General features: G+C 73.8%; 22 protein-coding genes. 13 read left to right on the top strand and 9 right to left on the bottom strand.

Going from position 1 to position 23757, the window contains the following annotated elements; all coding sequences use genetic code 11:
- Positions 1-18 precede the first annotated feature (18 nt).
- Both ACI79E_RS12680 and ACI79E_RS12675 read left to right on the top strand, forming a co-directional pair.
- Positions 19-2883 (top strand): vitamin B12-dependent ribonucleotide reductase, encoded by a 2865-nt coding sequence (locus ACI79E_RS12680; protein ID WP_456932903.1) that lies wholly within the window; start codon positions 19-21, stop codon positions 2881-2883.
- 232 nt (positions 2884-3115) lie between these two features.
- Entirely contained in the window at positions 3116-4084 is a 969-nt protein-coding gene (locus tag ACI79E_RS12675) for a pyridoxal-phosphate dependent enzyme (protein ID WP_456932902.1), read from the top strand.
- Between the two features lie 284 nt (positions 4085-4368).
- Here the strand turns inward: ACI79E_RS12675 and ACI79E_RS12670 are convergent, their stop codons facing one another.
- Both ACI79E_RS12670 and ACI79E_RS12665 read right to left on the bottom strand, forming a co-directional pair.
- Positions 4369-5361, bottom strand: a complete 993-nt coding sequence (locus tag ACI79E_RS12670) for a hypothetical protein (protein WP_456932901.1) — start codon at positions 5359-5361, stop codon at positions 4369-4371.
- 28 nt (positions 5362-5389) lie between these two features.
- Positions 5390-6721: an SLC13 family permease gene (locus ACI79E_RS12665; protein ID WP_456932900.1), complete on the bottom strand. Its 1332-nt coding sequence runs from the start codon at positions 6719-6721 to the stop codon at positions 5390-5392.
- A 182-nt stretch (positions 6722-6903) separates the two neighbouring features.
- Between ACI79E_RS12665 and ACI79E_RS12660 the strand changes: the two genes are divergently transcribed.
- Positions 6904-7671 carry an IclR family transcriptional regulator gene (locus tag ACI79E_RS12660; protein WP_456932899.1) on the top strand — a complete coding sequence of 256 codons (768 nt, stop codon included), beginning with the start codon at positions 6904-6906 and terminating at the stop codon, positions 7669-7671.
- Positions 7672-7833: 162 nt separating this feature from the next.
- Here the strand turns inward: ACI79E_RS12660 and ACI79E_RS12655 are convergent, their stop codons facing one another.
- Together ACI79E_RS12655 and ACI79E_RS12650 are read right to left on the bottom strand one after the other, a co-directional pair.
- Complete coding sequence (locus tag ACI79E_RS12655; protein WP_456932898.1) at positions 7834-9174, bottom strand: MFS transporter; 1341 nt, start codon at positions 9172-9174, stop codon at positions 7834-7836.
- A gap of 294 nt (positions 9175-9468) precedes the next feature.
- Positions 9469-10488: a LacI family DNA-binding transcriptional regulator gene (locus tag ACI79E_RS12650; protein ID WP_456932897.1), complete on the bottom strand. Its 1020-nt coding sequence runs from the start codon at positions 10486-10488 to the stop codon at positions 9469-9471.
- A 130-nt stretch (positions 10489-10618) separates the two neighbouring features.
- Between ACI79E_RS12650 and hisD the strand changes: the two genes are divergently transcribed.
- Positions 10619-11944, top strand: a complete 1326-nt coding sequence (hisD, locus tag ACI79E_RS12645) for a histidinol dehydrogenase (protein ID WP_456932896.1) — start codon at positions 10619-10621, stop codon at positions 11942-11944.
- A gap of 134 nt (positions 11945-12078) precedes the next feature.
- On the opposite strand, the gene ACI79E_RS12640 is transcribed toward hisD, so the two are convergent.
- On the bottom strand, positions 12079-12240 hold the full coding sequence (locus tag ACI79E_RS12640) for a hypothetical protein (RefSeq protein WP_456932895.1): 162 nt from the start codon (positions 12238-12240) through the stop codon (positions 12079-12081).
- 100 nt (positions 12241-12340) lie between these two features.
- On the opposite strand from ACI79E_RS12640, the gene ACI79E_RS12635 reads away from it, so the two are divergent.
- Together ACI79E_RS12635 and mgrA are read left to right on the top strand one after the other, a co-directional pair.
- Entirely contained in the window at positions 12341-12718 is a 378-nt protein-coding gene (locus ACI79E_RS12635; protein WP_456932894.1) for a hypothetical protein, read from the top strand.
- Between the two features lie 34 nt (positions 12719-12752).
- Positions 12753-13787 (top strand): L-glyceraldehyde 3-phosphate reductase, encoded by a 1035-nt coding sequence (gene mgrA / locus ACI79E_RS12630; RefSeq protein WP_456932893.1) that lies wholly within the window; start codon positions 12753-12755, stop codon positions 13785-13787.
- 28 nt (positions 13788-13815) lie between these two features.
- On the opposite strand, the gene ACI79E_RS12625 is transcribed toward mgrA, so the two are convergent.
- From ACI79E_RS12625 to ACI79E_RS12615, 3 genes are all read right to left on the bottom strand, one after another.
- Positions 13816-14703 (bottom strand): alpha/beta fold hydrolase, encoded by an 888-nt coding sequence (locus ACI79E_RS12625; protein WP_456932892.1) that lies wholly within the window; start codon positions 14701-14703, stop codon positions 13816-13818.
- A 108-nt stretch (positions 14704-14811) separates the two neighbouring features.
- Positions 14812-15630, bottom strand: coding sequence for an SRPBCC family protein (locus tag ACI79E_RS12620; protein WP_456932891.1), 819 nt, complete (start codon positions 15628-15630; stop codon positions 14812-14814).
- Between the two features lie 40 nt (positions 15631-15670).
- Positions 15671-16390 (bottom strand): DUF1275 family protein, encoded by a 720-nt coding sequence (locus ACI79E_RS12615; RefSeq protein WP_456932890.1) that lies wholly within the window; start codon positions 16388-16390, stop codon positions 15671-15673.
- Between the two features lie 158 nt (positions 16391-16548).
- Here ACI79E_RS12615 and ACI79E_RS12610 point away from each other — a divergent pair, with 158 nt between their 5' ends.
- The 7 genes from ACI79E_RS12610 (at position 16549) to ACI79E_RS12580 (ending at position 23033) form a co-directional block, all read left to right on the top strand.
- Complete coding sequence (locus ACI79E_RS12610) at positions 16549-17280, top strand: TenA family transcriptional regulator (protein ID WP_456932889.1); 732 nt, start codon at positions 16549-16551, stop codon at positions 17278-17280.
- A 181-nt stretch (positions 17281-17461) separates the two neighbouring features.
- Positions 17462-17854, top strand: a complete 393-nt coding sequence (locus ACI79E_RS12605) for a Rieske (2Fe-2S) protein (protein WP_456932888.1) — start codon at positions 17462-17464, stop codon at positions 17852-17854.
- Positions 17855-17865: 11 nt separating this feature from the next.
- Positions 17866-19095, top strand: a complete 1230-nt coding sequence (locus ACI79E_RS12600) for an NAD(P)/FAD-dependent oxidoreductase (RefSeq protein WP_456932887.1) — start codon at positions 17866-17868, stop codon at positions 19093-19095.
- Positions 19095-20555, top strand: coding sequence for an aldehyde dehydrogenase family protein (locus ACI79E_RS12595; protein ID WP_456932886.1), 1461 nt, complete (start codon positions 19095-19097; stop codon positions 20553-20555). The genes ACI79E_RS12600 and ACI79E_RS12595 overlap by 1 nt, the downstream gene beginning before the upstream one ends.
- On the top strand, positions 20552-20986 hold the full coding sequence (locus ACI79E_RS12590; protein WP_456932885.1) for a Rieske (2Fe-2S) protein: 435 nt from the start codon (positions 20552-20554) through the stop codon (positions 20984-20986). Before ACI79E_RS12595 ends, ACI79E_RS12590 begins: the two co-directional genes overlap by 4 nt.
- Positions 20987-22612, top strand: a complete 1626-nt coding sequence (locus tag ACI79E_RS12585) for a gamma-glutamyltransferase family protein (protein ID WP_456932884.1) — start codon at positions 20987-20989, stop codon at positions 22610-22612.
- Positions 22605-23033 (top strand): RidA family protein, encoded by a 429-nt coding sequence (locus ACI79E_RS12580; protein WP_456932883.1) that lies wholly within the window; start codon positions 22605-22607, stop codon positions 23031-23033. Before ACI79E_RS12585 ends, ACI79E_RS12580 begins: the two co-directional genes overlap by 8 nt.
- A 111-nt stretch (positions 23034-23144) precedes the next feature.
- Here ACI79E_RS12580 and ACI79E_RS12575 read toward each other — a convergent pair whose 3' ends face one another.
- Complete coding sequence (locus ACI79E_RS12575) at positions 23145-23600, bottom strand: GlcG/HbpS family heme-binding protein (protein ID WP_456932882.1); 456 nt, start codon at positions 23598-23600, stop codon at positions 23145-23147.
- Positions 23601-23757 lie beyond the last annotated feature (157 nt).

The raw sequence follows: 23757 nt of genomic DNA, 5'->3' as shown, positions 1-23757 counted from the left end.
CAACACAGGGAGAGCTCCGTGACCGAGACCGAGGACCGCTTGTCGGGCCGCACGCGTCGCGCCGCCAAGGCGCCGACCAGGGGGAAGGGCCTGAAGGTCAAGCGGGTCTTCACCACCGCCGGTGTGCACCCGTACGACGAGGTGACCTGGGAGCGCCGGGACGTCGTCATGACGAACTGGCGGGACGGCTCGATCAACTTCGAGCAGCGCGGCGTGGAGTTCCCCGCCGAGTGGAGCATCAACGCCACCAACATCGTCACGACGAAGTACTTCCGCGGTGCCGTGGGCACGCCCCAGCGGGAGAGCAGCCTGCGCCAGCTCATCGACCGGGTGGTGCTCACCTACGGCCAGGCCGGCCGGGAGCACGGCTACTTCGCCACCGAGGGCGACGCGGAGATCTTCGAGCACGAGCTGACCTGGATGCTGCTGCACCAGTACTTCAGCTTCAACTCGCCGGTCTGGTTCAACGTCGGCACCAGTGCGCCGCAGCAGGTCAGCGCGTGCTTCATCCTCGCCGTCGACGACACGATGGACTCGATCCTCAACTGGTACCGGGAGGAGGGGCTGATCTTCAAGGGCGGCTCCGGCGCCGGGCTGAACCTCTCCCGCATCCGCTCCTCCAAGGAGCTGCTGTCCTCCGGCGGCACCGCCTCGGGCCCGGTCTCCTTCATGCGCGGCGCCGACGCCTCCGCCGGCACCATCAAGTCCGGCGGCGCCACCCGGCGTGCGGCGAAGATGGTCGTCCTCGACATCGACCACCCCGACATCGAGGAGTTCATCGAGACCAAGGCGCGCGAGGAGGACAAGATCCGCGCGCTGCGCGACGCCGGGTACGACATGGACCTCGGCGGCAAGGACATCACCAGCGTCCAGTACCAGAACGCGAACAACTCCGTCCGGGTCTCCGACGAGTTCATGCGTGCGGTGGAGGACGGCACCGACTTCGGCCTGCGGGCCCGCCTCGACGGCACGGTCATCGAGACCGTCGACGCCAAGTCGCTGTTCCGCAAGGTCACCCAGGCCGCCTGGGAGTGCGCCGACCCGGGCATCCAGTACGACGACACGATCAACGACTGGCACACCAACCCCGAGACCGGGCGGATCAACGCGTCCAACCCCTGCTCGGAGTACATGAGCCTGGACAACAGCTCGTGCAACCTGGCGTCGCTGAACCTCATGAAGTTCCTCAAGGACGACGGCACGTTCGACGCGAAGACCTTCGTGAAGGCCGTCGAGCTGGTCATCACCGCGATGGACATCTCGATCTGCTTCGCCGACTTCCCGACCGACCCGATCGGTGAGACCACCCGCGCCTACCGCCAGCTGGGCATCGGCTACGCCAACCTCGGCGCCCTGCTGATGGCCACCGGCCACGCGTACGACTCGCGCGGCGGCCAGACGCTGGCCGCGGCGATCACCTCGCTGATGACCGGCACCGCCTACCGCCGCTCGGCGGAGCTGGCCGGCATCGTCGGTGCGTACGAGGGCTACGCCCGCAACGCCGACGCCCACGCCCGGGTCATGCGCAAGCACGCCGCGGCCAACGACGCCATCCGCCCGGTCGGGGCCGACGACGCCGACGTGCTCAAGGCCGCGACCGCCCAGTGGCAGGAGTGCCTGGAGATCGGCGGGGACTTCGGCTGGCGCAACGCGCAGGCCTCGGTGCTCGCCCCCACCGGCACCATCGGCTTCATGATGGACTGCGACACGACCGGCATCGAGCCGGACTTCTCGCTGGTCAAGTTCAAGAAGCTGGTCGGCGGCGGGTCCATGCAGATCGTCAACCAGACGGTCCCGCGGGCGCTGAAGAGCCTGGGCTACCAGGACGAGCAGATCGAGGCGATCGTCGAGTACATCGCCGAGCACGGCCACGTCGTCGACGCGCCGAGCCTGCGCCCGGAGCACTACGAGGTCTTCGACTGCGCGATGGGCGAGCGGGCCATCTCCCCGATGGGCCACGTCCGGATGATGGCCGCGGTCCAGCCGTTCATCTCCGGCGCCATCTCGAAGACGGTCAACATGCCGGAGACGGCGACCGTCGAGGACGTCGAGAACATCTACTTCCAGGGCTGGAAGCTCGGGCTCAAGGCGCTGGCCATCTACCGCGACAACTGCAAGGTCGGCCAGCCGCTGTCCGACGCCAAGGCCAAGAAGGCCGAGGCCAAGGCCGAGGTGGAGGTGGCCGCCCCGGCACTGCTGGCGCACCCGGTGCGCAAGCGGCTGCCGAAGAAGCGGACCAGCGTCACCACCTCCTTCAGCGTCGCGGGCGCCGAGGGCTACATGACCGCCGGCATGTACGACGACGGCAGCCTCGGTGAGGTCTTCCTCAAGCTGGGCAAGCAGGGGTCGACCCTGGCCGGTGTCATGGACGCCTTCTCGATCTCGTTGTCCATCGCGCTGCAGCACGGTGTGCCGCTGGAGACCTACATCCAGAAGTTCACCAACATGCGCTTCGAGCCGGCCGGCATGACCGACGACCCGGACATCCGGATCGCCCAGTCGGTGATGGACTACATCTTCCGTCGCCTGGCGCTGGACCACCTGCCGGTCGACAAGCGGGCCAACCTCGGCATCTTCAGCGCCGAGGAGCGGGCCGCCCAGGTCTCCGGCTACGACACCTCCGCGTCGACCGCCACGGTCGTCGAGGAGGAGGAGGTCGACCTCGAGGCGCTGCGTGGCTCCGCGCCGACCGAGGCCCCGGCCAAGCCCGAGCCCAAGGCGGGGAAGTCGGTCAAGGAGGCCCACTCCTCGGCCGAGCTGCTCGAGCTCGTCACCGGGACGGCCACCGACGCGCCGCTGTGCATGACCTGCGGCACGAAGATGCGTCCCGCCGGCAGCTGCTACGTGTGCGAGGGGTGCGGCTCCACCAGCGGCTGCAGCTGACGTGGACGGCCAGGAGATGTCCCCGTCGGCACGGTCGGCGATGTCCTGACCTCCGTCGGCATCGTCCGGGGTGCGGTCATCGGGACACTCCTGGTCAGCCCGATCCGTCCAACGGCCCGGTCCCTCCTCGAGGGACCGGGCCGTTGGTCGTGTCCGGCGCGGAGTGGGCCGGCGGGGGCCGCTGCCGTCCCGACTCAGCGGGGCCGAGGCGGTGAGGTGCCATGATCACCGCATGACGTCCGCATCGCGCCGCGTGCGGCTGGCGACCTGGCCGACGCCGCTGGAACCCGCGCCGCGCCTGGCCCGTGCGATCGGGCTGGCCGAGAGCGACCTGTGGCTCAAGCGCGACGACCTGGTGGGCCTCGGCGGCGGGGGCAACAAGGTGCGCAAGCTGGAGTGGATCATCGGCGCGGCCCTGGACGACGGCGCCGACGTCCTGGTGACCACCGGTGCTGCGCAGAGCAACCACGCCCGCCTGACCGCGGCCGCCGGGGCCCGGCTGGGCCTCGACGTCGTCCTCGTGCTGGCGGGGGAGGCCGGGGCGGCCACGTCGGGCAACCTGGCGCTGGACGGCCTGCTCGGGGTCCGCGTCGTCTGGGCCGGGAAGGCCGACCACGTGGGACTGTCCGCCGCTGCCGAGGAGGTCGTCGCCGATCTCGTCCGCGCCGGCCGCCGGCCCGCCGTCGTCCCCTTCGGCGGCTCCAGCGCCGTCGGCGCCCGCGGCTACCGGGAGTGCGCCACGGAGCTGCTGGCGCAGGCGCCGGACCTGCGCACCGTGGTCACCGCCCTCGGCTCGGGCGGCACGATGGCCGGCCTGGTCGCCGGTCTGGGTGCCGACCGGGTGCTGGGCGTGCACGTCGGCGCGGTCGCCGACCCCGCGCGGACGGTCGCGGGCCTGGTGGCGGAGCTGACGGGTGCGGACTGCGACCCCGGCGGCCTCCGGCTGCGACTGGACCAGGTGGGCGAGGGCTACGGGACGCTGCCGGAGCCGGTGGTGGCCGCGCTGGTCAGCGCCGCCCGGTGCGAGGGTGTCGTCCTCGACCCCGTCTACACCGGGCGCGCGCTGGCCGGGCTGGTGGACGCCGTCGCCGCCGGGGACGTGCGGCGGGGCGAGTTGACGGTGTTCCTGCACTCCGGTGGCCTGCCCGGCCTCTTCGGTTCGGCGGCGGCGGTCCGGCGTGCGGAGGCGATGCTCGGCTGAGCGCGGGCCGGTCCCGCCTTCCCCGGCCGGAGTCCGGCATCGACAGCGGAGACGGCACCGCCCTGGCCGGCCCGCTGCGCACCCGCGTCAAGGACGGCACCAGGTGGACGGCGGCGCCGCTCGCCCCGGTCGTCGACATCCGGCCGGGGCGGCCCGGTGCGGCCCGCGTCCGCCCCGGCAACGCCCGGGCGGTGCTCACCAGCGCGGCCTGACCGCGACGACGGGAGCGCCCGGAACCGCGGTGCCCCGGCCCCACGACGGGACCGGGGCACCGGTCCGGGCGCTCAGACCACGACGGCGGCCAGCGACTCCGGCGCGAACAGCTCCTCGGGCTCGTAGCGCCGCGGCGAGAGCCCCTGCTCGTGGTGGTAGCGCAGGAACGTCTCGAGCGTGGTCCGGTTGGTCTCCAGGCCGTAGGGCCACCAGTCCTCACCGAGGGCGGCGCGGGTGCGCTCGACCTCGGCCCACAGCCACGGCAGGGCGTAGCGCAGCGCGGCGGTCTCCCCGATGCCGGCCAGGCCGACGTCCTTGGCCGCGCCGCAGGCCTTGACCAGCTCGCGGGCCAGCCAGCGGTGCTGCTCGTAGACCTCCCGGCGGATCACCAGGGTGTGCATGATCGGGAAGATGCCGGTGCGGGCGTGGTACTGCCCCTCGACCTCCGCGGCGTCGCCGAACAGCCGGCGGATGCCGCCGCCACCCGGGGTGTTGAACGGCCCGGGGTTGCGGGCGCTGTAGACGGCGTCCAGCTCGCCGTCGAGGAGCAGCTGGGACAGCGTGTCGGCCGGGCCGATCGGGGTCACCTCGACACCGGGCGGCAGCTCGAGCTGGACCTTCTCCGTGCGGCCCGGCTCGTCCAGGCCGCCGGTGCGGTAGCGCACCGACTCCACCGGCAGGCCGTGGTGCTCGGCGAGGGTCCCGCGGATCCACACCGACGCGGTGATCTGGTACTCGGGCACCCCGACGGTCGCACCGGCCAGCTCGGACGGGTCCTTGATCGGCGAGTCCGCCCGCACGTAGATGCCGCTGTGCCGGAAGGCCCGCGAGGGGAAGACCGGCACCGCCACGTACGGCGCCCCCCGGCTCAGCGTCATCACGTAGCTGGACAGCGACAGCTCGGCGATGTCGAACTCACCGAACTTCAGCATCCGGAAGAACGTCTCCTCGACCGGCAGGTCCAGGAAGTTCAGCTCCGCGCCGCCGACGCGGACGCTGCCGTCGCGCAGCGCCTGCATGCGGTCGTAGGCCTGGCAGGCCATCGTGAACACGGGTGCGGCCATGGTGCGCACTCCTCTCTCGGGGGTGGGATCAGCCCAGCTGGGCGGGCAGGACGAACAGCAGGACGGAGGCCAGCGGCGCGACGACGATCATCACCAGGCCGAAGGTGAGCAGCTTGCGCGAGACCGCGCGCTGCTGGTCCTCGGGTGCGCTGGCCACGACCAGGGCGCCGACCGAGGAGAACGGGCTGGCGTCGACGACCGTCGCGGACAGCGCGATGGCGATCAGCAGGGCGGTGGGGGAGAGGTGCCCCAGCGCCATGAGGGGGATGGCCAGCGGCACGATCGCGCCGATCACCCCGGTGCTGGAGGCGAACGCCGACACCAGCGCGGCGACCCCGCACAGCAGCAGCGCGCTGACCACCGGGGAGCCGACGCCGGCGACGCCCTCACCGATGCGCGTGATCGTGCCGGCGCGGTCGAGCACCTCGATCAGCGTGACCAGGCCGCAGACCAGCAGGATGACGTTCCAGCTGATGTGCGCGGTGTTCTCCTTGCGCGGGAACACGGTGTGCACCACGACGGCGGCGACGATGGCCAGCATCCCGATGTCCAGGTCGAACACCAGCGAGCCCAGCGCCACCAGCGCGATCGCGACCAGCGTCGTGACCCGCGCGGCGTCCAGCCGGGGGCGCACCGACACCGGCGCCGTCCCGACGGCCGTCGCCGCCCCTCCGCCGCCCGTGCCGGCGGACGGCGCGGACTCCAGCGGGGTCCCGCCGCCGTCGGCGGCGCGGACCGCGTCGTCCAGTCGCTCGCCGGTGGCCCGCAGCCCGCCCAGGACGAGGTACACGGCGACGGCGAGGACGACGTTGAACGCCAGGGTCCCCAGCCAGAGGGTGACCGGGCCGACGTCGAAGCCCTCGCTGGCCACGGCCTCGTTGGCGATGATGCCGAGGGTCGACAGGGGCGAGAACGTCCCGGCCCCGACCCCGGTGACCACCATGAGGCCGGCCAGCAGCGGGCGGATGCCGAACTCACGGGCCAGGCTGATGCCGATGGGCGCCATGATCCCGGCAGCGGCCTGACCCGGCGCGCCGGCCGAGGTGACCGCGGCGGTCACCGCGAACAGCAGTAGCGGCACGACGCGGGCGTTGCCGCGCACCAGCCGGGCCATCGACATCACCAGCCACTCCGTCGTGCCGTTGGCCGCGGCGACGGAGAACAGGTAGGTGATGCCGAACAGCAGCATGAACAGGTTGGCGGGGAACCCCGACAGGATCGTGGGGAGGTCCTCCCCGAGCACCAGCGTGCCGAGGGCGAAGGCCCCGACGAGCGCGAGTGCGCCGATGTTGACCGTGCTGACGGTGCCGACGAGGAACACGGCGAGCAGCACGACGACAGCGAGGACGTCGATGGACACGTTGCCTCCGCGGACGGGCGTCCGGGCACGCCGGACGGCGAAAGGGGATGGCCGGGTGGGGTGACCGCACCCGGGGGAGGTGCCGGGGATCGTCTCCCCGGCCGCTGCACACCATGGGACCCGGGTCACTGTGTCCCGGACAACAGTCCTCCCTATAGTCGGGAGGATCGGAGGTGGTGCCCGTGGCGGGCAGGGAGTCGCGCAGCGTCGCGTCCAAGGTCTGCGCGGTGCTCGACGCGGTCGGCGCCGCCCCGGCCGGCCTGTCGGCCACCGAGGTCAGCCGCGAGACCGGCATGCCGCTGTCGACGGCCCACCGGCTGGTGCAGACGCTGGCGACGTGGGGCGGCCTGGAGCGGCAGCCCGACGGCCGGTACCGCGCCGGGCTGCGGCTGTGGGAGGTGGCCGCCTCCGCGCCCCGGGCCAGCGCCCTGCGGGACACCGCCCGACCGTTCCTCGAGGACCTCTACGAGGCCACCCAGCAGAACGTCCAGCTCGCCGTCCGGGACGCCGGCGCCGCGCTGGTCGTGGAGCACTTCGCCACCCGGTCGGCCGTGCCGACGGCGACCCGCATCGGCGGCCGGCTGCCGCTGCACGCCAGCGGTGTCGGGCTGGCGCTGCTCGCATGGGCGCCCAAGGAGGAGCAGGACGCCGTCCTCGCCGGCCCGCTGGAGCGCTACACCCCCAACACGGTCACCGAGCCCGGGCGGCTGCGCCGGGTGCTGGCCGAGGTCCGCCGGTCGGGGGTGGCCGTGGCGACGAGCACGATGCCGCTGCCGGCGTTGGCCGTCGCCGCGCCGGTGGTGGGCCGCGGCGGGGTCGTCGTGGGCGCCGTGTCGGTCGTCGTCCCGCCGGAGGACACCTCCGCGCCCAGCTACGTGCCCGCGGTCATCGCGACCGCCCGTGGGGTGTCCCGGCAGCTGGCCGGTGTGCCGGTGGCCCTGCGCCGGTGACGCCCGTCGTGCGCCACCGGTCCGAGGGGCAGCTCGGTTCCCGTGCACCCGGAGGGGCCGGCCTGGTGCTGCGCACGCCCGTTGGTGGTGAGGTCGGGGGACCTCACCACCGGCGGACGCACGGGCGGGGTGCGGCCTGGTCGGGCCGGCGGCGCACCGAGGTCAGACCGTGGCCGGCGCCGGGGTGTCGTAGGACTCCTCGGCCAGACTGCGCCGGTGGGACTCGCGAGCCAGGAAGAAGGTGACGGTCGCGATGAGCGACGTGCCCGCCACCAGGACGACGACCGGCCACGCGCTCCCGTCGGACCACGCCACCAGGGAGGTCGCCAGCAGCGGGGTGAACCCGCCCAGCAGCACGGATCCGGCCTGGTAGCCGATCGAGACCCCGCTGTAGCGCAGCGACGGCCGGAACAGCTCTGCGTAGAACGCGGCCAGCGGGCCGTACACCGCGGCGTGACCGGCCACGAGGACGACCGTCAACCCCACCGTGATCATGACCGCGTCGCCGTCCTCGGCCAGTCGGAACATCGGATAGGCCGATGCGGCGAGGAAGAGCCCGCCCCAGATCATCACCGGACGCCGGCCGACCCGATCGGACAGCCGGCCCCAGAACGGGATGGCGAGCACGTCCGCCGCCGCGGCGATGACGACGGCGGCGAGGACCGCCGACTCGTCGGCCCCCGCGTAGTCGACCAGGAACGCCAGGATGAACACCGTGTAGATGTAGTAGTTGCCCGCCTCCGCGAACCGGGCGAAGAACGCCACGACCAGTTCCCGGGGATGCCGGCGCAGCACGTCGACCAGGGGGCTCTTGTCGGTCTGCCCGTGCTCCTTGACCTCGCTGAAGTTCGGCGTCTCGGCCAGGCGGAAGCGGATGTACATGCCGACCCCGGCCAGCACCACGCTGAGCAGGAACGGCACCCGCCAACCCCACGCGTCGAACTGGTCGTCCGGCAGCAGCGAGAACAGCGCGAACGCCCCGGTGCCCAGGACCAGGCCGGCCGGGACGCCGGTCTGGGGGAGGGACCCGTAGAAGCCGCGCCTGCGGTCGGGTGCGTACTCCACGGCCATCAGCACGGCGCCGCCCCACTCCCCGCCGACGGCGAAGCCCTGGACGAGGCGGAGCAGGATGAGCAGCGCCGGCGCCCAGATCCCGATCTGGGCGTACGTGGGGAGCAGACCGATGAGGGCGGTGGCCACGCCCATCACGGTGAGCGTCAGGACCAGCATCGCCTTGCGGCCGATCTTGTCGCCGTAGTGCCCGGCCACCAGGCCGCCGAGCGGGCGGGCGAGGAAGCCCGCGGCGAACGTGCCGAACGCGGCGACCGTGCCGGTGGCGGGGTCGAAGTTCGGGAAGAACTGCGAACCGAACACGAGCGCGGCCGCGGTGCCGTAGATCGTGTAGTCGTACCACTCGATGACGCTGCCGATAACGCTCGACGTCAGCACCTTGCGGCGTGACGACTGCGGAACGGACTCCGTCGTGCCGGTGGTGGTGTCCATGCCGGTGACTCCCTCTGAGGTCGGCCGGGGTGGTCTCCGGTGCCGGCGCGGTCGGACCGGCAGCGGGGCGGAGACAGGAGGCGGGTGGTCGCCTGGGACCGACCGGAACAGGCGCTCGGGCCGGTGCGGTGTCGCACGACCATGCTGCATGCGTATGCAACCCCGTGTGGACGACCGTAGGCAGGCTCGCGCGGGGGTGTCAAGGCCCACCTGTGGTCGGGGTCACCGCCGTCCGCCGGCTCACGCCGGACGGCCGGCACCGGGGGCGCCGACCGGGCGTCCCTGCGGGACCGGTCAGGCCGGGGATGCGTCCCGGGTCGCGGGTGCCGCGTGCGAACCCCGCCGGACGACCTCGACCGGCAGCACGATCCGCTGGTGGTACTCCCCGGGCGCGGTGATCCGCTTGAGCAGCAGCTCCGCGGCCACCGCGGCCAGCCGGGGCAGGTCGCAGCGGACCGTGGTGAGGTCGAACCGCGCCCACGAGGCGAGGCTGATGTCGTCGAAACCCACGACGGTGAGGTCCTCGGGCACCCGCAGGCCCGCCCGCTCCGCGGCGTCGTAGGCACCGAGGGCGAGCACGTCGTTGGCGCAGAACACCGCGGTCGGGCGCGGTCCACCGCGGGCCAGGAGCTCGATCAGCCCCTCCCGGCCCTCGTCGAAGCCGAACGGGCTGTGCACGGTCGACCGCTCGGGGAGCTCCCGGCCGCGCGCGGCCAGGGCCTTGCGGAAGCCGCGCTCCCGGTCACGCCCGGTGCTCGTCCACTCCGGGCCGAGCAGGGCGCCGATCCGTTCATGCCCCAGCTCCACGAGAAGATCCGCCATCAAGGTGGCCCCACGCACGTTGTCGACGACCACCGCGTCGGCGACGACACCGTCGACCTCCCGGTTGAGCAGCACGAACGGAACGCCTCGCTCGGTGAGCGACTGGGGCAGCGTCGACTCCAGCGAGACGGTCGTGAGGACGACGCCGTCCAGGGACCCGTCGGCCAGCTCGTCGACGGTGAGCACGTCGTCGCCGCGCTCGGCGTACAGGACGCTGCGATAGCCCGCCAGCTCCAGTTCCCGCTGCAGCGGCCCGACGAGGTTGGGGTAGAAGGGGTTGGTCAGCTCGGCGGCCACGACCCCGATGCGGCGGGTCCGCCGGGTGGCCAACCCTCGGCCCAGGTGGCTGGTGACGTAGCCGAGCGCGGTCGCGGCCTCCTCCACCCGCCGTCGGGTCTCCGGCGCGACACTGGGTTCACCCCGCAGTGCTCTGGACACTGTCGGTTGCGACACGCCAGCGAGCCGAGCGACGTCAAAGCTCGTTGCGGCCATGCGCTCCCCACCTGTGACCAGGACTGTGCTGATGGGCAGCGTACCGGCCGCCCTCGCCGGGCGGTCTTGACACTGCATGCGTATGCAGACACGCTCGTCACATCCCCGGACCACCCCACAGGAGGACCGCATGACCAGCACAGTGCTCAAGGCCGCCACCGGGTCGGCGGGCGGTCTGGCGCCCGCGCCCGCGGTGCGCGAGACCGTCGCCGGCGTCATCGAGGACATCCGGCAGCGCGGTGACGAGGCCGTCCGCGAGTACTCGCAGAAGTTCGACCACTGGGCACCGGAGAGCTTCCGCCTGGCGCCGGAGCGGGTCGAGGAGATCATGGCCGGCGTCCCGCAGGAGGTCATCGACGACATCCGCACCGTGCAGGGGAACGTGCGCACGTTCGCCCAGCACCAGCTCGACTCGATGCAGGAGTTCGAGGTCGAGACGATGCCGGGGGTCTTCCTCGGCCAGAAGCACCTGCCGGTCTCGGCGGCCGGCGCCTACGTCCCGGGCGGCCGCTACCCGCTCGTGGCCTCGGCCCACATGACCGTGCTCACCGCCAAGGTGGCCGGCGTCGAGCACGTCACGGCGTGCACGCCGCCGATCCGGGGGGAGATCCCGGCCGCGACGGTCGCCGCCATGCACCTGGCCGGCGCGGACGACATCTACCTGCTCGGAGGTGTGCAGGCCGTGGCCGCGATGGCCCTCGGGACCGAGACGGTGACGAAGGTCGACATGCTGGCAGGTCCCGGCAACGCCTTCGTCGCCGAGGCCAAGCGCCAGCTGTTCGGCGAGGTCGGTATCGACCTGTTCGCCGGGCCGACCGAGATCCTGGTCATCGCCGACGACTCCGCCGACCCGTTCGTCGTGGCCGTCGACCTGCTCAGCCAGGCGGAGCACGGACCGGATTCGCCGGCGGTCCTCATCTCCACCAGCGAGGACGTCGCCCGCCGGGCCATCGCGCACATCGAGCGGCTCCTGCCGGAGATGCCCACGAAGGACTTCGCCGAGCCGGCCTGGCGGAACCACGGCCAGGTGCACGTCGTCGAGACCATCGAGGAGGCCTTCGCGCTCGCCGACGAGTTCGCCTCCGAGCACGTCCAGGTGCTCACCGCGGAGCCGCGCCGGGCCCTGGAGGAGATGCGCGACTACGGCGCGCTGTTCCTCGGTGAGGGCACGTGTGTCTCCTACGGCGACAAGGTCATCGGCACCAACCACACCCTCCCCACGCGGGGATCAGCCCGGTACACCGGTGGCCTGTGGGTCGGCAAGTACCTGAAGACGGTCACCTACCAGGAGGTCCGCAACCGCGAGTCCAGTGCCGCGCTCGGGGAGCTGTGCGGCCGGGCCAGCCGGGTCGAGCTGTTCGAGGGGCACGCCCGCTCCGGCGACGTCCGTGCGGCCAAGTACGCGGGGGCACCCCTCCCGTGGGCGCCGGAGCAGTACGCCGTCAGCAGCCGCTGACGGCGGAGGGTGCGGACCGGTCCGCGCCGACGGGGCCGGGTGGTGGTGGGCGTCTTCCCGCCATCGCCCGCCCCGCGCCGGCCGGAACGGCGACCGCGCGAGGCCTCCGGGGCGCCCGTGGGCGGCCGGTCCGCTCAGAGGCGGTTCTTCTGCCGCCCCCAGCCGAACGCCCCGGTGAGCACGAAGAACACCAGCCCGACCACGGCCAGCCAGAACAGGCCCTCCACGACCGCGCCGATGACGGTGACGACGAGCCAGACGACCAGCAGGAGTCCGAGGAGGCGGAGCACGGTCATCTCCCGAGGGGCGGCGGCGGAGACTGTCGTCCCCGACCCTAGGCGCTGACCGGGCCCCGACCAGGGCCGACCGGCCCGATCTCGAGAGGAACCCCGCACCGTGCCCGACGACCTCGACGCACTGCTCGCCGTGGTCGGCCCGGAGGTGGCCGACCTCGTCCGGGCCGCCGACGAGCTGGTCCGGCGCACCGATGCCGACGTCGTCCGTGTCGTCTGGCCGCACCAGAGGACGGTCGGCTACGGCATCGGCCGCCGGAAGACGACCGAGCACTACGCCTACCTCGCCGTGTACCGGCAGGTGCTCGACCTGGGCTTCGACCACGGCGCCTCGCTGGACCACCGCGGCCTGCTCGACGGCACCGGGAAGTCCTTCCGCAGGCTGCGGGTCGCCGGCGCCGAGACGCTCGGGGACCCGCGGCTGGCCGAGCTGCTTCGCACCGCCCGGCGGGAGCGGCTGGCCGCCCTCGGCCGCGGCTGAGCCGGCCGGCCACGCCGCTGGTTGGATCGGCGCCATGGCCTACCGCGCGTCCGACGCCCGCTACGACTCCATGACCTACCGGCGCACCGGCCGCAGCGGCCTGGACCTCCCCGCCATCAGCCTGGGGCTGTGGCACAACTTCGGGGACGACGTCCCGTTCGACCGGCAGCGCGACATCCTGCGGCGGGCCTTCGACCTCGGGATCACGCACTTCGACCTGGCCAACAACTACGGCCCGCCCTACGGCTCCGCCGAGACCAACTTCGGCCGGCACCTCGCCGACGACTTCGCGGCGTACCGCGACGAGCTGGTCATCTCCACCAAGGCCGGCTACGACATGTGGCCCGGGCCCTACGGCCAGGGCGGCGGCTCGCGCAAGTACGTGCTGGCCAGCCTCGACCAGTCGCTGCGCCGCATGGGCCTGGAATACGTCGACATCTTCTACTCGCACCGCCCCGACCCGACCACGCCGCTCGAGGAGACGATGGGCGCGCTGCACAGCGCCGTCCGGGCCGGCAAGGCCCTCTACGCCGGCATCTCCAGCTACGGCCCGGAGGACACTGCGCGGGCGGCGGAGATCCTCGCCGACCTCGGGACGCCGCTGCTGATCCACCAGCCGTCGTACTCGATGCTCAACCGCTGGATCGAGACCGAGGGCCTGCTCGACGTGCTCGAGGACGTCGGCGCCGGCTGCATCGCCTTCTCCCCGCTGGCCCAGGGGATGCTGACGACCAAGTACCTGGACGGCGTGCCGGCGGGGTCGCGGGCCAGCCAGGACAAGTCGCTGTCCACCGACCTGCTCACCGAGGAGGCGCTGGGTCACGTCCGGGCGCTGCACGAGATCGCGCAGCAGCGCGGGCAGAGCCTGGCCCAGATGGCGCTGGCCTGGGCGCTGCGCGACCCGCGGGTGACCACGGTGCTCGTCGGGGCCAGCAGCGTCGGTCAGCTCGAGCAGAACGTGGGGGCGCTGGAGCAGCCGGCGTTCTCCGACGAGGAGCTGGCCGCCATCGACCAGCACGCCGTCGACGCCGGCATCGACATCTGGCAGGGCCCGCGCACGGGGGCCTGAGCGTCCCGTCGCGCCGGAGGTGCCGGCGCTACCTCCAGCGGTTGACGAACTCGACCGTCGCGGCGTCGACGTCCGCGGGGTGGGAGGCGCTGAGGAAGTGCCGGCCACCGTCGACCACGCGGAGCCGGGCCTCGGGGCTGTTGACGAAGAGCCCGATCTCGTCCTCGGCGTTGGCGACGGAGTAGACCGGGTCGGCCGTGCCGTGCATCCACAGGACCGGGCACCGCACACCGTCCAGCCGGGCGTGCAGGCCGTCGCGGTCACGCAGGTTGATGCTGCTCGTGCGCAGCCGCGCCCGCCCGGCGTCACCGGCGTAGTTCTCCTGGTGCGTCTCGTGCCAGAAGGTGCGCTCCTCGGGCGGCACGTCCCCGCCGAAGCCCTCCGCGAGGACGGCGTCGACCAACTCCACCGGGATCACCCAGTCGTCGCCGACCTCCCCGGCGAGGGCGTCGATGGCCGGTGTGCAGAACCCGACCCCGTCCCAGCAGCCCAGGTCGCGGCTGCGCTGGCTCTCGGAGTCCATCGAGGTGCCCAGCGGGATGATGCCCTTCACGGTGCGGGGGGCCAGCAGGGCCATGCGCGCCGCGATCCACCCACCCTGCGACGTGCCCAGGACGAACGCCTCGGGGATGCCGAGCGCCTCGAGGACCTGCAGGTTGGCGATGGCCGAGTCCCAGTAGGTGAACTGCTCGTACCCGGCGCGGGTCTGCCCGTGGCCGTAGGGCTCGAGCGCGAGCAGGTTGGCGGTGGCGGACAGCTCCTCGTCCGCGAACTGGGGCCGGTACAGCTCGACGGAGGTGGTGAACGAGTTGACCATGACCAGCGTCGGGAGCGAGGGGTCGTACGCCCTGCCGAGCCGGTAGCCGATGGTCGAGGTGCCCAGGTGGGGCACCGTGATCGTCTCTGTCCTGCTCATGGTCTCCCCTGGTCCCAGGGACGGGCGCTCGGCAGGTGGGCCGGACCCGGGTGGCCCTGGTGATCGTGGCCTCGGGCCCGCGGGCGGTCAACCGCCGGGCCCGAGGGATCAGTGGGGCCGGTCGGCGGTGCCGTCCTCGTCGCGGCCGACGCCGGGGTCGAGGGTGCGCTGCGCGATCGGCTCCGGGCCCTCGTCGAGCACCTCGGAGGGGACGCCGAGGGCGGCGGTCGACGACTCCGGCGCGGACTGGGAGGCGTGGGCGGCCAGCCGTTCCGACGGCGGGATCTCCACCGGCCCCGGCTTGTCCTCCGTCCCGTGAGAGCCGCTCGCCGCCACCGCCGCACCGACGGCGGCGGCACCCGCGGCCACCGCGGCGACGCCGGCCGCGACCGCGGTGCCCGACACCCCCGCCTTGCCACTGTCACCCCGTGAGGCCGCGGCGTCCGCCACGCCCGGGGTGCCGACGCCGGCCCCGGCGTCGACCGACCCGCGCCAGACGCCGGTGGGGTAGCCCTCGTCCTCGACCAGCGCCTTGAATCGCTCGAGGTCGGAGCGGACCTGCCGCTCGACGACGCCGAGCTCGTCGCCGACCTGCTCCACCACGCCCTCGGGCTCGTACTCCAGCGTCAGGTGGACCACCGTCGCGTTCGGGCCGGCCGCCTCGAACCGCACCGCCCCGGCGTTGGTCGCCCCGCTGGTGGCGGCCCAGGCGACCTTCTGGTCGGGCACCTGCTCGAGGACCGACGCCTCCCACTCCCGCCGGACGCCGGCGATCTCCGCGACCCAGTGCAGCCGGCGGTCGTCGAGCTGGCGCACCTCCCTGACCCCGCCCATGAAGTGCGGGAAGTCCTCGAACTGGGTCCACTGCCCGTACGCCGTCCGCAGCGGCACCTCGACCTGGATGGAGCGCTCGACCCTCGTCGTCATGGCCGGCGGGTACCCCTCCGGCCCGCGCTGATGCGCGCGGTCAGCGGCGGCGGCCCACCACCACCGCGACCAGGACGACGCCCCCGAGCGCGGCCAGCTGCAGGGCCGGTGCCACGAGGGGCGCGACCAGGAGCAGCCCGGCGCCGGCGGCGGCCCCGACCACGAGGCCCAGGATGATCTCCACGCTGGCCCGCACCTCACGCGCCCGTCCCGCCACGATCCGCATGACGACGGTGGTCAGCGTCCCGGTCAGGTAGGTCGTGGACATCCCGGCGATGCCGAAGCGCTGCACGGTGCTGCTCTGCACGCCCAGGGCGGCGGCCATCGTGAACAGCAGCACCTGGGTCAGCACCGGGCCCGGCTGCGCGCCGCTGACCCACCAGCCGACCGCGTAGCCGGCCAGCAGGACCAGCTCCACGACCAGCCCGACGGTCACCGGCCGCGGCCACACCGCGTCGTCCGGGCGGGGTAGGCCGGCCAGCCGGGCGCCGAGGGCGCAGCCGGCGCAGAAGGCCAGGATGGCGCCCCCGGAGGCGATGGCCAGCGCGCCGTCGGCGGAGCTGGCCGAGACGCCCAGGATGACCAGGTTGCCGGTCATGACGCTGGTGAAGGCACCGCCCAGGGCGAGCAGGCCGATGGCGTCGGTGGCACCGCTGACCACGGCCAGCGCCACGACGAGGGCCTGCCGCAGGCCGGTGCCGACACCCCCGGCCGGGCGCAGCGGCGGTGCGGACGAGGGCGTGGTGACGGCGGCGGACACGACGCTTGAGTCTCCGGACGGACGACGTCCCCCGCGTTGGTCGAACTGCCCAGGGAACCGCCGCATCCCTGTGCACTGTGACCCTCATGCGGAGGGGTGGACCGCTCCTAGCGTCGTTCTCACACAGCCACCGCTGGAGACCGGAGAAGGCGAATCACATGACCCAGATGCTCGACCGCACCGAGCTGCTCAGCCACGACGACTTCCGCGTCGCCCTGCAGGACGCGATCAAGGGCCGCGAGGCCAAGAACGCCTCCTTCAGCAAGGCCTGGGCCGAGGGCAAGCTGGAGCGTCACCACTTCGCCCGCTGGGCCGAGAACCACTACACCTACGTCGGCCCGTTCGCCGACTACCTCGGCTACATCTACGGCAACACCCCCGACCACATGACCGACGCCAAGGACTTCCTCCTCCAGAACATGTACGAGGAGGAGCTGGCCGACATCCGCCACACCGACCTGCTGATCCGCTTCGGCGAGGCGTGTGGCACCACCCGCGAGGCGATCGAGGACCCGAACACGGCCAACGCCGTCACGCGCGGCCTGCAGGCGTGGTGCTACGCCACCGCCATGCGCGAGCACTACGTCGTCGCCACCGCCGCGCTGGTCGTGGGCCTGGAGTCGCAGGTCCCGAGCATCTACAAGAAGCAGATCGTGCCGCTGCGCGAGACCTACGGGTTCACCGAGGACGAGATCGAGTTCTTCGACCTCCACATCACCTCCGACGAGGTGCACGGTGAGCGCGGTTTCCAGATCGTGCTCGAGGGCGCGACCACCCCGGAGCTGCAGCAGCGCTGCCTGCAGTTCGTCCGGTGGGGCGCCGAGATGCGCTACGCCTACACCCGGTCCCTCTACGACACCTACGTCGCCGAGGACCTCGGCGCCGCCTGAGCGACCCGCCGAGGGGGGGGGGGGGGGGGGGGGGGGGGGGGGGGGGGGGGGGGGGGGGGGGGGGGGGGGGGGGGGGGGGCCCCCCCGGCCCCCCCCCCCCCCTCGACCGCACCGACCCCCACACCGCACCGCCGGCCGCACCCGGCGCCCTCCCCGCACGCCCTCGACCGGAGGCCCTCCCGTGAGCCAGCCCGCGAGCCCCGCGACCGCCCCCGCCCCCTCGCCCGGCGCGTGGGTGCACGTGGCCGACATGAAGGACCTCACCCGCCGCAAGCGCAAGCAGGTCACCGTCGGCGGCTGCCCGATCGCCCTGTTCCTCGTCGACGACGAGGTGTTCGCGATGGACGACGTGTGCGTCCACAAGGAGCGGTTCCTCACCAAGGGCACGCTGCTCAACGGTCAGGTCATCTGCCCCGGTCACCAGTGGCGGTTCGACCCGCGCACCGGCGAGGCCGAGGACCAGGAGGGCCGCCAGGCCACCTACGCCGTCCAGGTCACCGACGAGGGCGCGATCCTCCTCGACCCCGAGCCCGTCACCCCCCGGCGCGAGAGCGCGCCCGACGCTCCCGCCTGAGGTGCATCCCCATGACTGAACAGACCCTGGTCGTCGTCGGCGCCGGCCACGTCGCCGCCGCCACCGCCAAGGCGCTGCGCCGCCGCGGCTTCGCCGGCCCCGTCGTCGTCCTCGGCGACGAGCCCGTCGGCCCCTACCAGCGCCCGATGCTCTCCAAGGAGCGGCTGGCCGGCCCCGGCGACGCGGGCCTCTGGCTGCTCGACCCGGCCTGGTGCGCCGCCAACGACGTCGAGATCCGCACCGGCAGCCCGGTCGAGCGGATCGACGCCGCCACCGGCTCGGTGCTGCTCGCCGACGGCGGCGGCGTCGCGGCCGACCTCGTCGTCCTCGCCACCGGCGGCCGCCCCCGCCAGCTGCCCGGTCTCACCGGGGACCGCGTGCACACCCTGCGCACCCTCGCCGACAGCGACCGGCTGCGCGACCGGCTCGTCCCGGGCCGCCGCATCGGTGTGCTCGGCGGCGGCTTCCTCGGCACCGAGGTCGCCGCGGCCGCCCGCACCCGCGGCGCCGAGGTCGTCGTCCTCGACCGCGACCCGGTGCTGCTGACCCGCGTCCTCGGCGCCGGCATCGGCCGGGCGCTCACCGACCTGCACGCCTCCCGCGGGGTGGAGTTCCGCCTCGGCCGGCCGATCGAGGCGGTCACCGCCCGCCCCGACGGTGTCGGTCTCACCCTGCCCACCGGCACCGAGACCGTCGACGACCTGGTCGTGTGCATCGGGATCGACCCCAACATCGAGGTGGCGCTGGCCTCCGGCCTGGCCGTCGGCAACGGCGTGGAGGTCGACGCGCACGGGCGCACCAGCACCCCGAACGTCTTCGCCGCCGGTGACGTCGCCGCCCACGACCACCCGCGCTACGGCCGGGTCCGCGTCGAGCACGCCGACGTCGCCCAGCAGCAGGCCGCGGCGATCGGCTCCACCATCGCCGGCCGGCCCCGGGCCTTCGCCGACCCGCACTGGTTCTGGACCGACCAGTACGACGTCAACGTCCAGGGCCTGGGGCTCGGCGGCGTCCGGCCCGGCGACGAGGTCGTCGTCCGCGGCGACGTGGCCGCCCTCGACGGCAGCGTCTTCTGGCTGCGCGACGGCGTGGTCGTCGCCGCGGCCGCCGTCGAGCGCGGCGAGGACGTCTCGGTCGCCCGCGAGCTGGTGGACCTGGCCGTCCCCGTCGACGCCGACCGGCTGGCCGACGAGTCCGTCGAGCTCGAGGAGCTCCTGGAGTTCGAGGAGGTGCCGGCCTGATGGGCACCAGCACCGTGCGCAACCTGGTCGAGGGCCAGTGGGTCGAGTCGGTCACCGGCCGGACCCGCGAGCGCCGCGACCCCGGCGACGACCGCCAGGTGGTCAGCGTCTTCCCCGAGTCCGACGCGAAGGACGCCGACGCCGCGGTCTCCGCCGTCCTCGCCGGCTGGTCGGAGTGGGCCGACACCGCGCCGGAGAAGCGCGGCCGGGCCCTGGAGAAGGCCGCCGACGTGCTGGAGTCCCAGCGCGACGCCCTCGTCGAGGAGCTGGTCCGCGAGGAGGGCAAGACCCGCGCCGAGGCCACCGTGGAGGTCTCCCGCACCCCGCTGAACCTGCGCTTCTACGCCGGGGAGGCGCTGCGCACCGCCGGGCAGACGCTGCCCACCGGCGACGGCAGCCTGGTGTTCACCAGCCGCTCCCCGGTGGGCGTGGTCGCCGCGATCACGCCGTGGAACTTCCCGCTCAACATCCCCTCCCGCAAGCTCGGCCCGGCGCTGGCCGCGGGCAACGGCGTCGTCTTCAAGCCCAGCGAGGTCACGCCGCTGCTCGGCCAGCGCCTGGTCGACGCGCTGCTCCAGGGCGGGGTGCCGGCCGGCGCGCTCGCCGTCCTGCACGGCGGGGCCGAGGTGTCGCAGGCGCTGGTGGCCGACGACCGGCTGGGGGCGATCACGTTCACCGGCTCGACCGCGGTGGGGGAGTCCATCCACCGCGTGGTGCGGGCCAGCCAGCGCACCCAGCTGGAGATGGGCGGCAAGAACCCCGTCGTCGTCCTGGAGGACGCCGACCTCGACCGCGCCGCCGGCCTGATCGCCAAGGGCGCCTTCGGCCTCTCCGGCCAGGCCTGCACCGGCACCAGCCGGGTACTGGTCCACGATGCGGTGCACGACGCACTGCTGGAGCGGGTCGCCGCCAGGGCGGCCGCACTGCGCCTCGGCCACGGCCTCGAGCCGGGGGTGGACGTCGGCCCCCAGGCCACCGCCCGGCAGAAGGAGTCGGTGCTCGGCGCCGTCCGCCGGGCCCTGGACGACGGCGCCCGGCTGGTCGTCGGCGGCCCCGGCGACCCCGCCGACGACGACCCCGCCCTCGCGCACGGCCACTTCGTGCGGCCCACGGTCTTCGCCGACGTCGACCCGGCCTCGGCGCTGGCCACCGAGGAGGTGTTCGGGCCGGTGCTGGCGTTCCTGCGGGTCGGCTCGTTCGACGAGGCGATCGAGCTGGCCGGCGCCACCCGCTACGGGCTCTCGGCGGCGATCGTCACCGCCGACGTCGGCCGCGCCCTCCGGTTCGCCCGGGAGGTGCCCGCCGGCCTCGTGAAGATCAACCAGACCACCACCGGACAGGCCATGAACGCGCCGTTCGGCGGCCTCAAGGACAGCAGCACGCAGACGTCCAAGGAACAGGCAGGGGAAGCGATGATGGCCTTCTACACGGTCGACAAGACCGTCTACCTGAGCGCATGAGCGACGACCGGCCCCTGGCGGCCACCGACGAGGAACTGGCCGCGGCCAGCACCGAGTGCGCCTTCGTGCGGATCTGCCGGGCGGGGCAGGTGCCCAACGGGTACGTGCGCCGCTTCTACGCCGAGACCGAGCACGGCCAGGTGGAGCTGGCCGTGGCCCGCCTGGACGGCAGGGCGTACGCGACCAGCAACTACTGCACCCACCTGGACTGCCTGCTCAGCTCCGGGAAGCTGCAGGACGACGGCATCCGCTGCTCGTGCCACAACAGCGTCTTCGAGCTGGAGACCGGCAAGCCGATCGCGCCCCCGGCCACCGAGGCCATCCGCACCTACCCGGTGCGCGAGGAGGACGGCCAGGTGCTCGTCGGCCTCTCCGAGCGCGACGTGCTGGAGGGCGGCCCGCGGCGTCGCCGGCCACCGGCGGCGGACTAGATGGCCGGCGCGGGGGGCACCTGGTCGCCGGAGGACGAGGCCGGGCGCGGGCCGACGATCGCCGCGGACGGCATGGTCACCAGCAGCTCGCCGGTGGCCAGCCAGCTCGGTGCCCGGGTGCTCGCCGACGGCGGGACGGCGGTGGACGCGGCGCTGGCGATGACCGCGATGGCGTGGCTGTCCCTGCCGGGGCAGTGCGGCATCGGGGGTGACGCCTTCGCCGTCGTCCGCGAGCCCGACGGCACCGTGTGGACCGTCGGCGGCAGCGGCTACGGCCCGGACGGCGCCACCGCCGAGGGGTACCTCGACGAGGGGCTGACCGCGCTGCCGATGGGTGGTGCGCGGGCGGTCGCCACCCCCGGTGCCCTCGCCGCGCTGTCCACGCTGCACTCGCGCGGTGCCACCCGCTCGCTGGCCGAGCTGTGGGCGCCGGTCGTCGCCGCCGCCCGGGCCGGCCTGCCGTGCACCGTGAAGAACCGCGCCGACATCGCCGAGCACGCCGGCTCGCTGGCCGCCGACGAGGGGCTGCGCCGCTGGCTGCTGCCCTCGGGCCGGGTGCCGGCCGTCGGTGACCGGCTGCCGGCCTTCGAGCTGGCCGACAGCATCGAGCTGCTGGCCGCCGACCCCCTCGCGCTGTACTCCGGGTCGCTGGCCGAGCAGGCCGTCGCCCTGCTGCGCGCCGGCGGGGCGCCGTTCTCCGGCGAGGAGTGGGCGCTGGGTGCCTCCGCCCCGGCCGAGCCGTCGATCACCACCCGCTACGGCGACCTGGTGCTGCACCAGACGCCGCCGCCCTCCCCGGGCTGGATGGCGCTGCAGCAGGCCGGCCTGCTCGACGGGCAGCTGCTCGGCCGGCCCACCCTCGGCGCCGACGCCGTCCACCTCATGGCGCTGGCGGCCCGCCGCGCGTTCCGGGACCGCTACGAGTCCTGCGGCGCCGACACCGACACCTGGCGCGCCCTGCTGACCGCCGACGCGCTGGCCGCGGCGCGCGCCGGCCTGGAGCACCAGCCGCTGCTCACCGGCGGCGTCGGCATGGCCGGGGACACCACCAGCTGCGTGGCCGTGGACGCCGAGGGCCGGGCGGTCAGCGCCATCTCCTCGCTGGCGTTCACCTTCGGCGCCCGGATCTCCGTGCCGGGCACCGGCATCGCGCTCAACAACCGGCTGGGCCGCGGCGCCTACCTGCTGCCCGGGCACCCCAACGCCCTGGCGCCGCGCCGCAAGCCGCTGCACACGCTCAACGCGTGGGTCCTCACCGACGACGCCGGCCGGCTCCGGCACGCCGGCAACACCCCCGGGGGCGACGGCCAGGTGCAGTGGAACACCCAGGTCGTCTCGCACCTGGTCGACGGCGGCCTCGACCCGCAGGCCGCGGTGGCCGCGCCGCGGTTCACCGTGCATCCCGGCAGCGACGCCGACGCCCTGGGCGCCCCGGAGACGCTGCAGTGCGAGACCCGGCTCGGCGCGGCCACGCTCGCCGAGCTGGCCGACCGCGGCCACGACGTCCGCCCGTGCGGCGCGTGGGGGGCCGGCGGCAGCGCGCTGGTGGTCTCGGTGGACGAGACCCGCGGCGTGCTCGCCGGTGGCGCCGACCCGCGGCAGGACGGGGTGGCGCTCGGTGTCTGAGCCCGGGAGGACCGCCGTCCCGCCGCAGGGCGACTACGTTCCGGCCGTCGTCCACGGCGACCTGGTCTGGACGGCGGGCATGACCCCGCGCCGTGCCGGGGAACTGGTGGTCCGCGGGGTGGTCGGGGCCGACGTCGACCTCGCCACCGCCCGCGAGGCCGCCGGCCTGGCCACTGGCAACGCGCTGACCGCGATCGCCGAGACCGTCGGCGACCTCGCCGGGGTGCGGGCGCTCAAGCTGACGGTGTTCGTCGCCGCCGTCGACGGCTTCACCCAGCACCCAGCGGTCGCCGACGGTGCCTCGGCGGTGCTGCGCGAGCGGCTGGGGGAGCGGGGCGTCGTGGCCCGCAGCGCGGTCGGCGTCCGCACCCTGCCCTCGGGCGCCCCGGTCGAGGTGGAGCTCGTGGCGGCGCTCGGCTGACGGCCCCGACGCCACGACAGCCACGACGCCACGACAGCCACGACAGCGAGATCCCGTGATCTCGCACGCCAGGGGAGCCATGGACGTGCGAGATCACGGGATCTCGACGGGTCAGACCAGCGCGTTCTCCTGCGCCACGTGCTCAGCGAAGGCCTGCAGCGCCGCGGCGCCCACCGCCTTGTCCTGCTCGCCGTTGCCGCCGCTCACGCCGACCGCGCCGACGATCTGGCCCTCGTGCACGATCGGGAAGCCGCCGACGAAGACGGCGAACTTGCCCGGCAGCATGTGCGCGATGCCGAAGGCCTCGTTGCCCGGCAGCGCCGGGCCGTTCGGGGGCTCGTTGAACAGGTGCGTGGCCCGCTCGTGGCCGGCGGCGGTGAACGCCTTGGCCATGGAGATCTCCACGCCGGTCAGCCGGGCGCCGGGCAGCCGGTGCAGCGCCAGCACGTTGCCGCCGTCGTCGCAGACGCAGATCGTCTGCTTGACGCCGATCTCCTCGGCCTTCGCGCGGGCGGCCGCCAGCATCGGCAGGGCGTCATCGAGGGTGATGCGGAAGACCTGGTGCACGGGGTTCTCCTCCTCCGGCCCGCGGGCCGGGTCGACGGCTGCCGTCCCCCGCGGGAGTGGGGGCGGCCGAACCCCACCCTCCGTGCTGGACGGACGCCCCGGCAATGGTGAGACTGCCGTGGCAACTCCGTGCGAGCTTGTGCACTCTGACCGAAGG

It is taken from the genome of Geodermatophilus sp. SYSU D00079 (genome assembly GCF_054050635.1).
This window is presented reverse-complemented; position numbering and strand designations above follow the sequence as displayed.

Coding starts and splice junctions, on each gene's coding strand:
- ACI79E_RS12585 (WP_456932884.1), top strand. CDS start 20,987: ATGGCCGGCGCGGGGGGCACCTGGTCGCCGGAGGACGAGGCCGGGCGC.
- mgrA (WP_456932893.1), top strand. CDS start 12,753: ATGGCCTACCGCGCGTCCGACGCCCGCTACGACTCCATGACCTACCGG.
- ACI79E_RS12675 (WP_456932902.1), top strand. CDS start 3,116: ATGACGTCCGCATCGCGCCGCGTGCGGCTGGCGACCTGGCCGACGCCG.
- hisD (WP_456932896.1), top strand. CDS start 10,619: ATGACCAGCACAGTGCTCAAGGCCGCCACCGGGTCGGCGGGCGGTCTG.
- ACI79E_RS12595 (WP_456932886.1), top strand. CDS start 19,095: ATGGGCACCAGCACCGTGCGCAACCTGGTCGAGGGCCAGTGGGTCGAG.
- ACI79E_RS12610 (WP_456932889.1), top strand. CDS start 16,549: ATGACCCAGATGCTCGACCGCACCGAGCTGCTCAGCCACGACGACTTC.
- ACI79E_RS12600 (WP_456932887.1), top strand. CDS start 17,866: ATGACTGAACAGACCCTGGTCGTCGTCGGCGCCGGCCACGTCGCCGCC.
- ACI79E_RS12655 (WP_456932898.1), bottom strand. CDS start 9,174: ATGGACACCACCACCGGCACGACGGAGTCCGTTCCGCAGTCGTCACGC.
- ACI79E_RS12620 (WP_456932891.1), bottom strand. CDS start 15,630: ATGACGACGAGGGTCGAGCGCTCCATCCAGGTCGAGGTGCCGCTGCGG.
- ACI79E_RS12670 (WP_456932901.1), bottom strand. CDS start 5,361: ATGGCCGCACCCGTGTTCACGATGGCCTGCCAGGCCTACGACCGCATG.
- ACI79E_RS12650 (WP_456932897.1), bottom strand. CDS start 10,488: ATGGCCGCAACGAGCTTTGACGTCGCTCGGCTCGCTGGCGTGTCGCAA.
- ACI79E_RS12590 (WP_456932885.1), top strand. CDS start 20,552: ATGAGCGACGACCGGCCCCTGGCGGCCACCGACGAGGAACTGGCCGCG.
- ACI79E_RS12640 (WP_456932895.1), bottom strand. CDS start 12,240: ATGACCGTGCTCCGCCTCCTCGGACTCCTGCTGGTCGTCTGGCTCGTC.
- ACI79E_RS12625 (WP_456932892.1), bottom strand. CDS start 14,703: ATGAGCAGGACAGAGACGATCACGGTGCCCCACCTGGGCACCTCGACC.